The 14094-nt window shown below is 35.1% G+C and carries 9 protein-coding genes; 5 read left to right on the top strand and 4 right to left on the bottom strand.

Translation table 11 applies throughout. From position 1 onward, the window contains the following. Positions 1-9: 9 nt before the first annotated feature. The 3 genes from NJT12_RS13120 to NJT12_RS25085 all read right to left on the bottom strand — a co-directional run bounded on the left by NJT12_RS13120 (position 10) and on the right by NJT12_RS25085 (position 3549). Entirely contained in the window at positions 10-1389 is a 1380-nt protein-coding gene (locus NJT12_RS13120; protein ID WP_271336371.1) for a sugar MFS transporter, read from the bottom strand. A gap of 183 nt (positions 1390-1572) precedes the next feature. Next, a complete protein-coding gene (locus NJT12_RS13115) occupies positions 1573-2448 on the bottom strand; it encodes a sugar phosphate nucleotidyltransferase (RefSeq protein WP_271336370.1) in 876 nt (291 codons plus the stop codon). A 9-nt stretch (positions 2449-2457) separates the two neighbouring features. After that, positions 2458-3549, bottom strand: a complete 1092-nt coding sequence (locus tag NJT12_RS25085; protein ID WP_271336369.1) for a mevalonate kinase family protein — start codon at positions 3547-3549, stop codon at positions 2458-2460. Between the two features lie 232 nt (positions 3550-3781). On the opposite strand from NJT12_RS25085, the gene NJT12_RS13105 reads away from it, so the two are divergent. Continuing rightward, positions 3782-4822, top strand: coding sequence for a LacI family DNA-binding transcriptional regulator (locus tag NJT12_RS13105; protein WP_271336368.1), 1041 nt, complete (start codon positions 3782-3784; stop codon positions 4820-4822). A 160-nt stretch (positions 4823-4982) separates the two neighbouring features. Here the strand turns inward: NJT12_RS13105 and NJT12_RS13100 are convergent, their stop codons facing one another. Further along, on the bottom strand, positions 4983-5639 hold the full coding sequence (locus NJT12_RS13100) for a sugar-binding protein (protein WP_271336367.1): 657 nt from the start codon (positions 5637-5639) through the stop codon (positions 4983-4985). A 648-nt stretch (positions 5640-6287) separates the two neighbouring features. On the opposite strand from NJT12_RS13100, the gene NJT12_RS13095 reads away from it, so the two are divergent. The 4 genes from NJT12_RS13095 to NJT12_RS13080 all read left to right on the top strand — a co-directional run bounded on the left by NJT12_RS13095 (position 6288) and on the right by NJT12_RS13080 (position 13967). Then, on the top strand, positions 6288-9371 hold the full coding sequence (locus NJT12_RS13095) for a SusC/RagA family TonB-linked outer membrane protein (RefSeq protein ID WP_271336366.1): 3084 nt from the start codon (positions 6288-6290) through the stop codon (positions 9369-9371). Positions 9372-9380: 9 nt separating this feature from the next. Continuing rightward, positions 9381-11078, top strand: a complete 1698-nt coding sequence (locus NJT12_RS13090; protein WP_271336365.1) for a RagB/SusD family nutrient uptake outer membrane protein — start codon at positions 9381-9383, stop codon at positions 11076-11078. An 87-nt stretch (positions 11079-11165) separates the two neighbouring features. Further along, positions 11166-12485: a DUF3472 domain-containing protein gene (locus NJT12_RS13085; RefSeq protein WP_271336364.1), complete on the top strand. Its 1320-nt coding sequence runs from the start codon at positions 11166-11168 to the stop codon at positions 12483-12485. Positions 12486-12611: 126 nt separating this feature from the next. After that, positions 12612-13967: a Gfo/Idh/MocA family protein gene (locus tag NJT12_RS13080; protein ID WP_271336437.1), complete on the top strand. Its 1356-nt coding sequence runs from the start codon at positions 12612-12614 to the stop codon at positions 13965-13967. Positions 13968-14094 lie beyond the last annotated feature (127 nt).

The following is a 14094-nucleotide window of genomic DNA, read 5'->3' as shown; positions in this document are numbered from 1 at the left end:
TTCCTCTCGTTACATTTTCCAACTTCGATATTTATGACCTTTTATAGCATAAAAAAGTATCATTATATAAGATGGTAACAACATTAAATAAGCAATTTGATTTCCGCTTTTTGATATCTCTGCGGTTCCGTTTGCAATATTTGACGCATTTATATTTTCTGTGATCAATCCGTATAACAAAGGAAAAATTGCTCCTCCAATGATACCCATGATCAAAATTGCACTTCCTATTTTAGTATATCCTCCTAAATCTTCTAACGCCATTGGCCAAATCGCCGGCCAACACAATGCATTTGCTAAACCCAATAATGCTACTAGCAGAATTACTACTGGTAAATTTGGAATTCCAGGCAACTGAACCATAATTTTAGGCGAAATCAAAACGATGGCCATTACCAAAATTATACCCAAAACTCCTGATGCTTTTAAAGCTGTAACCTGCGAAAGGTATTTAGGTATTAATGTTATCCCTAATATATATCCCACCACCATTGCAGACATGGTAAAGGAAGTTAATTTTAAATAAAAATTTCCTTCGGTTCCATATACTCCTAATTCTTTTCCGAAAGCTCCAATAGAATCTCCGGCTAAAACTTCAGCAGCCAAATACAGCATTAAAGTAATTACGCCTAAAACCAATTGTGGTCGTCTGAATGCATTTCTGATTTGCTTAAAAATACTCAAATGCGTTACATTTCCGTCTTCATCCAAATCAATTTCCGGCAATGGCGACAACTTTACAAAAAGTGCCAGAACCATTATAATTAATCCCATATAAAGGTAAGGTCTTTGCAATTGCAATGCAAGAGAATTTAAAGCGTTTGATTTTGAAACTGAATCTAACAACGCAATTTTATCTGCTGTAAACTCCTGCATATTAGACAAAACCAAAGCTGTCAATATCAATGGCGCCACAAATCCGGCCAGTTTATTTGCAATTCCCAACACGCTGATTCTTGCCGCAGCACTTTCCCTTGGGCCAATTACGACTACATAAGGATTTGATGCTGTCTGCAAAATTGCCAAACCTGTTCCCATGACAAATAATGCAATTAAAAACAGTAAAAAAGTTCGGCTTTCAGCAGCAGGATAAAACATAAATGCACCCGCAGCAATGATCAATAATCCTAGTGAAATTCCGTTTTTATAGCCTACTTTTTCAATCACCCACGATGACGGAATTGCCATTACAAAATAAGCAATGTAAAAAGCAAAAGTTACAAAATAAGCCTGTGAAGAGGTCAACTCACACGCCAACTGAAAAAATGGAATCAAAGGTCCGTTAAGCCAGGTAACAAAACCCAAAATAAAAAATAATGCGGTTAAAATGACCATCGGAATAATAGTACTCCTTTTTTCTATTTGTAATGCACTTTCAATGTTTGACATAATACTTTTGGTTGATTGTTAATAGATTAGTTTTTTTCTATCTAAAATAACATCAACTTTTTTTTGCAAATATATTGCAATTGAAATGCAATTAAATGCATTTTTTTTGCAATTTTAAAACAAAAGTAGTCTAATAAGTTGTACTTATTTGTAAATTAGATATCAATTTTTTGTTAATTTTTCTTAAGCATCCCAGTCTAAAACCGGATAAAACTGCTGTAAATATTCTTTTACATCAGCGATATCTTCTTTGGCTGTTAGATCGGGAACATGTTCTGAAAACGGAATTCCTAAGGTGGTATTTGGATGTTCTTTTACAGCATTTAAAAGTACTGTTGGTAATTCTTTCTCATCTCTTTCCGGATGAACCGGACAATTTTTAAGATGGGTATACAAAGTGCTTCCGTTAAACTTAAAAGCATTCATACTAACTCTTATTTTACCTTGGACATCTTTATAATCCTGCAAAACAGCAGCAGATGGTTTTTCTAAAATATCAAGTAATTGGTTGTTTTTATCCAATTTGGCAATAGCAAAACGCGAAATCCTTTCAGAAGGAAATTCCAGAGCATCACGATCGTAAGCAATAAATGCATTTGGACTATCGGTTTCTCTCAATGCTAGTAAGGCTGCTGCCGAATATAAATTATCACTATTACAAACGGAGTATTGTTGTGTATTTAACTCCGGAAACTGTTCGACTGCCTGAAACAAAGCATCTGCTGTACCAAAGGGTTTTATTCGTCCTTCGGGAATATATTGTACCGCAAAAGAAATATTGAGTCCGTGAAAATTATTATTTGTATTTTGAGTTCCGTAAAACTCCTTGAATAAATTTCCTTGTTCGCCAATAATAATGTAGATGTTTTTATATCCCGCTTTTTTAGCATTCAATAAAAGATAATCTAACAAAGGTCTTCCGCTTGCTCCTACACCAATTAAACCTTTGCTTCTTTCGTTTGCCTGTGTAATTTCTTCGGGAGATAAATTATCAAGAACGGCTTCTTTTTTCATGCGGGATGATGCTCCACCCGCAAGAATAACTAAATTGTTGTGCATATTTATTTTTTAAATTTCAATATTTTCAATAATTCTAACGCCCGGATCTACCGTAACGGCATATGCTTCCTGAGCTCCAGCTTTAAGAATGGCTTCGATTATCACATCCTCTTTTTCAGGATTCGCAATAACTACAATACTGCCGCCACCTCCGGAACCCACAATTTTAGCTCCGTAAGCTCCTGCTCGTAAAGCGGCATCGATCATATCATCAATTCGCGGAACTGTAATTTTTAATAAATCACGCAAAACTTCGTGATGCAGATTCATTAATGCGCCTATTTTTTGAAGATCTAAAACTGGTTTTTCAAACTCTTTTAAAGCTTCTTTTGTATAATGGAAATTTTTTAGTGCGGCATCAAAATAAGGCATTAATCGGTCTGGCAAACAATTTCTATAGCGGTCTAAATCCTCAATTTTAGAAAGATTTAGATCAAAATCCGGAAAATTCTGCTTCACAATATCAATTGCGATCAAGGCATTTCCTTTTACTTCGCCAAGCAATCCTATTGTTTCTTTTGGAACACCGGAAACTCCGGTAATTAAACCTTTTAATTCTGTTCCGATAATTTTATAAGAGAAAGGATCTTTTGTATTTATATAAACAATATTTCCTGCTCCAATACTAAAATGATCCATCATTCCTCCAGGTTCTCCGTGTTCCAATACTTCGGATTCATATCCTACTTTCGAAATAAATTCAGGCGTAACTTCCTGATCAACGCCAAAAGCCGAAATTAAAAAACGAATCCACGCCATTAATAAAGCGGATGAACTTGATGTTCCTGAATTAATTGGAATATCTCCTGTAATGGTTATCGTATACCCCACATTGGGCACACAGCCATATCTGCGCAGTACGCGCAATGAAGAGGCAAAATAATCACGAGGCTCTAATTTGTCGAAAGTTGCATCAATATTAATGCTACGGATTTCGCCAATATCAATCATATTAAGAATAAATGTATTGGTCTGATTCTCTGTTGCGGTTAATTTTATATTTCGATCGATTGCACAGGCTATAACCGGCAATCCTAAATAATCCTGATGATCTCCAAAGAGACATGTCCGACCCGGGGCTAAGGAAGTAATTTTTTTCACTTAAAAGATATTGTAATAAATCACTACAAAACAGAAGTTTACAATGATTTTTGGTTAAGGATTTATTTTAAATTTTTGGTTTTGATTCTACGAAACTATATATTATATTTTTATAAAACAAGAAAAAAACTAAAAATGTGCTCGAACACACTAATAAAATGTTCTCGAGCACACTAAATAATTCTTACAACATTTTTTAAATTATTAAATCAAAGTTTCTATATTTGCTCATATGGATAAAAAGTACACAATTAAGGATATAGCAAAAATGGCTGGAGTTTCGAAAGGAACTGTAGACAGGGTATTGCATAATAGAGGAAAAGTATCTCCAACGGCTCTGGATAAAATAAATGAGGTTTTAAATGTCATTGATTATGAGCCGAACTTAATTGCCCGAAATTTAAAAAACACCAAAGTTTACCGTATTTGCGTTTTACTTCCGGATCCGGAAATTGATCCTTACTGGCTTCCTTGTGTTAACGGGATTCAGGAAGCTATAACAGAATTTAAAGCCTATAGTGTGATTATCGAGACTCATTACTTTAATCCTGAAAGCACGAAATCGTTTATGAATACTAATGAAACCATAATCAAACAATCTCCTGATGCTGTTTTGATCGCTCCGTTATTTCATAAGGAAACACTGGAAATTGTAAAACAATACGACGAGTTGGAAATTATAGTGAATACTTTTAATAATCAAATCGAAGGAGAATCTATTAAGGGTTTTGTTGGACAGGATTTGTATAAAAGCGGACGTGTCGCAGCAAGTTTAATGAACCTGATTCTAAGCGAAGGTCAAATTGCAATTATCCATATTGATGAAAGCCTGAAAAATGCAGTCCATATGCAGGAAAAGGAAAAAGGCTTTAGAAATTATTTTGACGAAAAAAAGATCGCAGGATTTTCTTTAATTACTCTAAAATTAAAACATCCAAATGTCGAAAGTAAGTTTTCTGCCTTTTTAGAAGAAAACCCACACTTAAAAGGAATCTTCATCACGACTTCAAAAGCCTATCAGATTGCCTCTATTCTATCTCCATTAAAAAATAAAAAAATTGCACTTATTGGTTATGACTTAGTCGAAAAAAATGTGAACTTCCTGAATCAGGGATTGGTTCATTTTCTAATTCATCAAAATCAAAAAAGACAAGCTTATTTAGGTGTTAGTACTTTGATAGAGCATTTTTTATTCAGGAAAGATATCCCGGAAACTATTTTATTGCCTATTGATATTATCAATGCGGAGAATGCTTCATTTTACATATCGTAAGATTGCCCACGGGTTATAAATTCCGCACAATAAATCAGCGAAAATCCGTTTAAATCCGCTAAATCTGTGGGTAATTTTTTTAGCTCACAGATTGAACAGATCGAGCAGATTCTTTTAAAAATTCCACAAATTGAAGTCAGCGAAGACCAGCTTAAATCCGCTAAATCAGTGGGCTCAAAATAAATCTTCCAAACGAAGAAGCTATATGAAAATTAGGTGTTTCAGTATTTGGGTTTACCCATGAAATCCAGGTTGGTTTGTATTGCAGATTTTCGACCAGAGAAAATTTTGCACTGAAAACTCCTGTTTCAATTGTATTATTATGAATTAAGTTCAAATCTTTTAAGGATTGAATACTAATTCGTCCTGAAACAATAAAGGAAGTTTCATCTTTAGACGTTTTTACTTCTATATCATTCTTAGGCCATTTCCAATTAAAATCAAAATCCTTGTTTGGGCGCGCTTTAAAATCCATTATTCTTCCAGATGTATCAATTTCTAAGCAATAGTAAGGATTGAGAGATTCATTTGTTCTAAAGAACAACTCTACACGATCTGAGTTTCCTATACTTTCAAAACTATCATCTTTTTTATCAATGTAGATATCAGTATCAAAAACCCTGAACTTAAAGTAGAAATTTTCAAGATCGTGAAGCGCCCTAAATTCAATTTTTGAAAACGAATCATTTTCCCAGGGAGAAGAAAAATCAGTCAAACAATTAGCATCTTTCCAAAAAGACAAATTAGAAAAGTCAGCATTTTTATTTCCATTTTTATTAATGAAATACAGTTGATAATCTTTAGAAATTAAGCTCATAATTTTAAGAAAATTTAATTGATATAAAAATAGGTAAAAGATAATTTTTAAAATTAAAAAACAACAAAAAACCACTTCCATTTTTGTTCTTTTTTTAAGTACTAATATAAGAGATCCTTTTATTTGAAAAATTGCTTGTTTTTTTCTGTTCTTTTATTTTGCAACAACAACTAAAACAAAGAAAAAACCTACTATTTATAAAATAATAAACTTTGATGTATTATCAATTAAATCGAATACTAATTACGATATTCATACAAATATAAACCAGTATTTTTCAATATTTAAAAATAAATCAAAATACCCGTAACTAAGCATAAAATACAGGAATGTGCTTTTTGTGTCTTGTTTTAGAAAAAAAATCAATAATTTATGTTTAAAAATATAGGATGTATAATTTTATGTGCTCGAGAACATAAAATATATGTGTTCGAGCACATTTTTTTGTTTTTTTCTTGTTTAGTAAAAATATAATCAATAGTTTCGTCGTATTATAAAAATATTCTACGCTTTTATTTCTTCTTTTTAACCCTATTAATCTCATTTTTAGTCTTTATAACAGAAGAAAATTATATACAAAAAGTAAAGTGGTATTTTTTTAAGAAACTGAACTGAAACACATTCATTAACCAAAACCAAACGAAGAGTATGAAAAAAGCATTCTCAAAAAAAACCGGAAATTTAAGGTTACATGCTGTACTTGAAAAAAGTTTTAAAGTAACATTACTTTCAGTAATGTCTTTAAGTTTTCAAATTTCTACAGCTGCACCATCTGATAAGATTCCGGTAAACGAAACCAATTTATCTGTATTTCAAAAAATAGTAAAGGGTAAGGTTGTCGATCAAAAAGGCATTCCGATTCCCGGAGTAAATGTTATCATAAAGGGCACAACAAAAGGAGTACAAACTGATATGGACGGGAGTTTTGCTATTGAAGTTCTAAGTGAAGGTGCTGTGCTGATCTTTTCGTTTCTTGGGATGGAAAATCAGGAAATAGCAGCGGGAAAAGGGAATCTTAATATCGTTATGAAAGAGGCCGGCGAACAAATGAATGAGGTTGTTATTGTAGGTTACAGCAAAATCAAAAAAGAAAGCTTAACAGGATCATTACAAACCTTAGACAGTAAAAAAATTGTTGATGTAACTACTCCTTCTGTCGAAAACATGCTGGCTGGTAAAGCGTCCGGAGTATACGTAAACACGGGTGGAGGTCAGCCGGGAGCAGTAGCCAAAATAGTCATTAGAGGAAAAACCACCGTTAACGGAAGTACAGATCCTTTATGGGTAATTGATGGTGTTATTGTGGGGAATAGCTCTGCTAACATGAATCCATCTGATATTGAAACGTTGACGGTTCTTAAAGATGCGGCTTCTACAGCGGTTTATGGTTCGCAGGGTGCAAACGGTGTAATTCTCGTGACGACTAAAAGCGGAAAATCCGGAAAAGCTGTTATTAGTTTTTCTGCCAAAACAGCCATGACGACTTTAAACAACGGAAATTTTAAAATCATGAATGGGGCTGAATTATATGATTTATATGATTCATTTGAAAACAAAGAAGTTTTTCAAAATGTTTGGTGGTGGAATCCTGAATTAAGAAATAAAAACTTTGACTGGTGGGACAATGCTACTCAAACTGGTATTGCAGAAGATTATAACTTATCGATAAGTGGCGGAAGTGAAAACTTTAAAAGTTACGTATCTGTTGGTGTATATAAAGAAACCGGAGCTATTAAAGGTTATGATTACAAAAAGTACAATGGCCTTATGAAATTTGAGTATAAACCAATCAGTTGGTTTGCCTTAAGACCACAAATTAATCTAACCAGAGAATCAACTAATGATAAACAACATAGCGTTGGAGCTTTGTACGGAAATATGCCTTGGGATAGTCCTTATCTGGAAGATGGTTCTTTGGTGGGAAATGCTCCAAACCCAACTTGGGTAAACACCACCGGATCAAATTATTTGTATGATTTGCAATGGAATTATGCTGAATCTGAAACCTATTTAGTGAGAGCGAATCTTGATTTCGACCTTAAATTCACAAGCTGGCTGACTTTCTCTTCTGTAAACAATTACATTTTTAGCAATTCAAACTCAACTGCTTATACAGATCCCAGATCTTCTAACGGTTTAGCTGTGAAAGGCAGGATCGAAGATAACGTGGATAATTACAATAGAATCTATACCAATCAATTATTAAAATTCAATAAATCATTTGGCAAACATACTTTTAACGCTGTTGCCGGTTATGAGTGGAATGAATATAACCGAAAATTTACTCAAGGAGTAGCTACTGGAATTCCTCCCGGAATTATAGCTCCTGATGCTGCCGCTGTTCCTGAAAAAGTAGGCGGCGGAAGACAACAATGGGCGGTGCAATCTTTATTATCGAATGTAAATTATTCGTATGATAATCGTTATTTGGCGCAGGTGTCTTTTCGTCGTGACGGAGCATCTAACTTTGGTAAAAATGCACAATATGGTAACTTTTACTCTATAAGTGGCGGATGGAACATTCATAACGAAGCTTTCTTTCACGCGGGCTATATCAATAACTTAAAACTTAGAGCCAGTTATGGCTCTGTAGGAAATCGACCAGAAAGTTTGTATCCTCATCTACCTTTGTACTCTTTTTCGAAAAATAGTTATAATGAAACCCCGGGAGCTTTAATCTCGCAATTGGCTAATCCTGATTTGAGCTGGGAAAAAACTTTTACAAGCGGAGTTGGTTTAGATGTAAGCTTCTTTAAACGAGTAAACATTACTTTGGACTATTACAATAAAAATACTTCTGATCTATTATACTATGTACCGCTTCCGGGAGTTATTGGGGTTACGGGTATCTGGAGAAATGTAGGTGCGGTAAACAATCGAGGTTTTGAAGCTTCGGTTAATGTTGATATCATTAAAGGCGATAATTTTAACTGGTCTGTAGATGCTAATATCGGTACCAATAAAAACAAGGTAACAAATCTGTACGGAGACAAACAACAAATTATTGTAGGAGATGGCAGCGGTGTTGCCGGTTCAGCAAGCAAATTATTAACTCCCGGAAAAGATGTTGACAGTTGGTACTTAACAGAATGGGCTGGTGTTGATCCCACAAACGGAAAACCACAATGGTACACTACAGATGCTGCCGGAGAGCGTATAAAAACGAGCAATTACGGTGAGGCTTCTAAAAATCAAAAAGCAATAGGAACGTATACTCCGGACTTTTTTGGAGGGTTCTCTACCAGCTTAAATTATAAGAATTTCGATTTTTCGGCGATTTTTAGCTATTCTGTTGGGGGCGAAATTTATAATTATGCCAGAGCCGAATTTGATTCAGATGGTGCTTATAATGACAGAAACCAAATGAAACTGCATAGTGGATGGAGCCGTTGGGAAAAACCGGGTGATATCGCAACACATCCACAGGCACTTTATGACAACAATAGTCAGTCTAACAAAGCTTCTTCACGTTTCTTAGAAACCGGAACGTACTTAAAAATGCGAAGTATTACTTTTGGATATAATGTACCTATTCAACGCCTTCATATCTCAAACCTGAGATTGTACATCGCCGGAGAGAATCTTTTTACCATTAGTCATTATTCCGGTGTAGATCCTGAGCTTCCTCCTACTTACAATAGTACAACACAGCAATATATTATTTCTGGTGTTGCAACGCATGTGTATCCTTCAACTCGCAAAATTGTATTGGGACTTAACTTAACTCTTTAAAACAAAATCATGAAAAAGATATTTATATTATGTATGGCAATTAGTTTCCTGTCCTCATGTGATTTAGACAGAGAACCTTTTAATGCATACACAAAAGACAAAATAGAACAAGATAAAGTAGCGGCTGTAGAGGTTTTATTAAATGGCTGTTACGCGCAATTAAAAGGATGGTCTGATGTTATGCACAGACTTGGAGAATATCCTGGCGATAATATCATGATTAGAGGAACTTCTACAGATTCATTTTACTCATTTATCTCCTATCAACATATTCCTAACAATGACAGATTATCTGTTTTCTGGAATAACAGCTATAAAATTGTTTCGCAATCAAGTGATTTGATCAAAATGATGTCAGAGGGAGAAAGTCCTGCTGTTAACCAACAGCTTGGTGAAGCCTATTATTTAAGAGGTATGATTTATTTTTACCTCTGCCGTACTTACGGGAGACCTTACTCACAATCTCCTGAAACTAATTTAGGAGTGCCAATTGTAAATGGTTTACCGGCAGACTTAATCAATCTAACGCTACCGGACAGATCAACAGTAAAAGATACTTACGCACAAGCCATCAGCGATTTAAAAAAAGCTGAATCTCTAATGACCGTTGACAAATCAGCATCGTATGCCGGTAAGGAAGCTGCTCAGGCAATGCTCTCCAGGGTATACTTATATATGAGTGGTACCTATGAAAATCCGAATCAGGAATATGCAACACAATCTATTGAATATGCTAATAAAGTAATTACAAGCGGAAAGTATAAATTACTAAACCGCGACAGTTTTATGAAATTCAATACTTATGCACCGGATTCTAATGAACAAACCGAAACTATTTTTGCCGTTAAAAGAGTAGCGTCAGAATTTTCAGGCTACGATCATTATTACGGAATTGGTGGTATGTATGCTAATATTCAAGGCCAGGGTTGGGGCGAAATGTATGCGAGTGCAAAATACCTGGATTTATTAAGAAAATCAGGTTTAAAAAAAGATGCTCGTTGGGCTTTTATCGATCCTCAGTACACAACAGACGATGCAGGAAACAAAACTCAGGCATTCCGTTTTATTTATGACATCAAGAATACCGGCGGCACACAAACTGGTTATAACTATATGCAACAGCCTTTGAAAACAAATTCTAATGGTACATTTTATATCACAATAGGAACTGTTGATTATAACTTAACCCCAGTAAACGCAGCCGAAAATCAATATTCGATTCTATATGAAGGCAAAACCTATACAGGAGAAAAAGATTATATGATGTTATTAAATCGTGTATATCCTATGTATTACATTACTAAGTGTTCTTTGCAAAATAATGACTCTCACCTTTACTCTCCTTCTATTTCAAGATTGGCCGAGATGTATTTGAATATGGCGGAAGCCTATGTAAAAAAAGGAGATTATAATAGCGCTTTAGCCAACTTAAACATTATTCGAGAAAGATCGATTGTTGGTGGAGGTTATACATCATTAGACAATACAAATGCTGTACAGCGAGTAGATGAAGAACGTCAGTTAGAACTCGCATTTGAAGCACATAGAGGTTATGATGTGTACAGAAATGGTCAGACTATGACACGTCATTATCCTGGTCCACATTTACCAATGATCGACTGGCCAGCTTCAAGCTTAAGAGTCGTACAATATATTCCGCAGTCAGAAATTAATGCCTATCCGGGAACTCTGACTCAAAACCCATAATTGTTTAGAAGTAGTTTTGTTTTTTGAAGCCTCTCTAATTTGGTTTGATTAGAGAGGAATTTCAAAAAAAACTTAATTCCCTGTAAAATGAAAAAAATATTCTATCTCTATCTTGCGTCTTTTTTAATGTTCTTTTCTGTTGCTTCAGGCAAAGAAAAGGTGATAAAAACAATGAACATAGAAAATCCAAAAGTCAAAATTTCGCTGCCACTTGCCGGCAATGCTTACAGCTCTAAACACGAGGACGAAAACAATACTGTTACTGATAATGGCATTGAAAACTGGAAAAATCCTGAAGAGTTTTTTACCGTTTATTTCAGAGTTTCTAAAGCGGGAACATTTCAAATTACTGTAGAAGAATCTGTACAGGTTTTTGGAAAATCAGAATTGGAATTTTCGATCAATAATGAATCGAAAAAAGTAAAATTTACCGCCTCAAAAAAAGCGATTGCAATAGGATCCTGGAAGATAAATAAGGAAGGTTACGTTGCGCTAAAAATAAAAGGAATTAATAAAACCGGAGAACAATTTCCGTCTATTGACCGCTTAACAATTTCAAGTGATGATAACGTAAAAATATCTTATGTACCCAACAACGAAGGCAACTTTTATCATTGGGGACGCCGCGGACCATCAGTTCATTTAAACTATCAGGTTCCTGAAAATATAAAAGCAAAGTGGTATTATAACGAACTTACCGTTCCCGAAAACGAAGACAAAATAGGTTCCTATTTTATGGCGAATGGTTTTGGCGAAGGGTATTTTGGCATTCAGGTAAATTCAGCCTCAGAAAGAAGAGTTTTATTCTCTGTCTGGAGTCCATTTACAACAGATGATCCCGCAAGTATTCCGGAAACCCACAAGATTAAAATGCTAAAAAAAGGCGATAATGTACACACCGGAGAATTTGGTAATGAAGGCTCAGGAGGTCAAAGCTACCTCAAGTACAATTGGAAAGCAGGAACGACTTATAAGTTTTTATTACAAGGGTTTCCTCAAAACAATAATACAACTACTTACACTGCCTATTTTTATGCACCAGAACTGCAGAAATGGCTGTTAATAGCGAGTTTTAATCGTCCTGAAACCAGTACTTATCTTAAAAGGTTTCATTCGTTTTTAGAAAATTTTATTCCGGAACAAGGCGATTTATCGCGTAAAGTACTATTCAACAATCAATGGGTTTGCGATGATAAAGATATTTGGGTCGAAATAAATTCAGTACGTTTTACAACAGATAATACTGGTACAAAAGGATATCGAATGGATTTTGCCGGCGGACTTGATAAGGATTACTTTTATTTAAAAAACGGAGGCTTTTTCAATAATTACACCACACCAAAAACTACTTTCACAAGACCTTTAAACCATAAAAAACCAGAAATAAATTTTTCGAATTTACCTTAAAAAGAGAGATTCTAAAAACGAAACAATAACAATAACAAAAAACAATTTTGCCTGATAATTTGTATTCAGATTATCATTATTTCAAATCAAATTAATTAAATTATGAGAACTACTATTTTAAAATTCATGTTAGTCGTTTGCATTTTGTTTGCAGGAACAATTGCATCGGCACAAATGATTAAGACCAAAACACCAACCCGCCCTAAAGGTCAGCAAGATGTTTTGCGTTTGGCTACAGCACCAATTCCAACAGTTCGTGTGGCTTTTATTGGTTTAGGAATGCGTGGCCCGGGAGCAGTAGAACGCATGACACATATTCCTGGTGTAGAAATAGTTGCACTTTGTGATATGTCAGAAAAAAATACACAATCAGCCAATGAGATTTTAACCAAACAAGGACTTCCTAAAGCACAGGAATTTTTTGGAGATGAAAATGCCTGGAAAAAAGTAACGGCATTACCAAACGTAGATTTAGTCTATATCGCTACAGATTGGAAACACCATGCATTAATTGGAGTTCAGGCAATGAAAGACGGTAAACACGTTGCCATTGAAGTTCCGGGAGCAATGACCATGAAAGAAATCTGGGATCTTATTGATACTTCTGAGAAAACACGTAAACACTGTATGCAGCTTGAAAATTGCGTTTACGATTTCTTCGAATTGACGACATTAAATATGGCACAGCAAGGATTATTTGGAGAAATTCTTCATGCCGAAGGATCATACATTCACGGACTTCAGCCTTTTTGGGGCGAATACTGGAACAACTGGAGAATGGATTACAACATTAAACACCGCGGTGATGTTTATGCGACTCATGGGATGGGGCCAGCGTGTCAGGCATTGAATATTCATCGTGGTGACAAAATGAATTTCCTGGTTTCTATGGATACAAAAGCAGTTGGAAATCCTGCCTATATCAAAGAAAAATCGGGACAGGAAATTAAAGATTTTAGAAACGGAGATCACACTATGACAATGATTCGTACCGAAAACGGAAAAACAATCCAAATTCAGCATGACGTTACTTCTCCCCGACCATACAGCAGAATGTATCAGTTAAGCGGAACGAAAGGTTTTGCAAACAAATATCCGTTAGAAGGTTATGCCTTAGATGGTGCAGCATTAGGCGATGATGTAAAACCAAATCACGAAAAACTAAGCGCACACTCTTTTGTTCCTGAAGAGGTTAAAAAAGCACTAATGGCAAAATACAAACATCCGATCGTTAAAGACATTGAAGAGCAGGCTAAAAAAGTAGGCGGTCACGGCGGAATGGATTTCGTAATGGATTACAGATTAATTCACTGCCTGCAAAAAGGACTTCCGCTTGATATGGATGTTTACGATCTTGCAGAATGGTCTTGTTTAGGTCCGTTAACAGAAATTTCTCTGGATAAAGGTTCTGTTCCTGTAGAAATTCCTGATTTCACTCGTGGAGGCTGGAATAAATTACAAAAATTAGAGTTTTCAGAGTAAATATTTTGGTGGTTAGCAATCGGATAGGAACCTAGGGATTAGTTCCCTAGGTGACCTTCCACACCACCTGGCATACGGATCCGTACCAAGGCGGTTCTTAATTTACGATACATTTTAGGTACATGTC

It is taken from the genome of Flavobacterium azizsancarii, from assembly GCF_027980145.1.
Taxonomy (GTDB): domain Bacteria; phylum Bacteroidota; class Bacteroidia; order Flavobacteriales; family Flavobacteriaceae; genus Flavobacterium; species Flavobacterium azizsancarii.
The sequence above is the reverse complement of the archived record's forward strand: the minus strand, read 5'-3'. Positions and strand labels throughout refer to the sequence as shown.

Bases quoted from the DNA above. Each gene is read 5' to 3' on its own strand.
- NJT12_RS13100 (WP_271336367.1), bottom strand. From the start codon at position 5,639: ATGAGCTTAATTTCTAAAGATTATCAACTGTATTTCATTAATAAAAAT.
- NJT12_RS13115 (WP_271336370.1), bottom strand. From the start codon at position 2,448: ATGCACAACAATTTAGTTATTCTTGCGGGTGGAGCATCATCCCGCATG.
- NJT12_RS13090 (WP_271336365.1), top strand. From the start codon at position 9,381: ATGAAAAAGATATTTATATTATGTATGGCAATTAGTTTCCTGTCCTCA.
- NJT12_RS13080 (WP_271336437.1), top strand. From the start codon at position 12,612: ATGTTAGTCGTTTGCATTTTGTTTGCAGGAACAATTGCATCGGCACAA.
- NJT12_RS13085 (WP_271336364.1), top strand. From the start codon at position 11,166: ATGAAAAAAATATTCTATCTCTATCTTGCGTCTTTTTTAATGTTCTTT.
- NJT12_RS13120 (WP_271336371.1), bottom strand. From the start codon at position 1,389: ATGTCAAACATTGAAAGTGCATTACAAATAGAAAAAAGGAGTACTATT.
- NJT12_RS13105 (WP_271336368.1), top strand. From the start codon at position 3,782: ATGGATAAAAAGTACACAATTAAGGATATAGCAAAAATGGCTGGAGTT.
- NJT12_RS13095 (WP_271336366.1), top strand. From the start codon at position 6,288: ATGAAAAAAGCATTCTCAAAAAAAACCGGAAATTTAAGGTTACATGCT.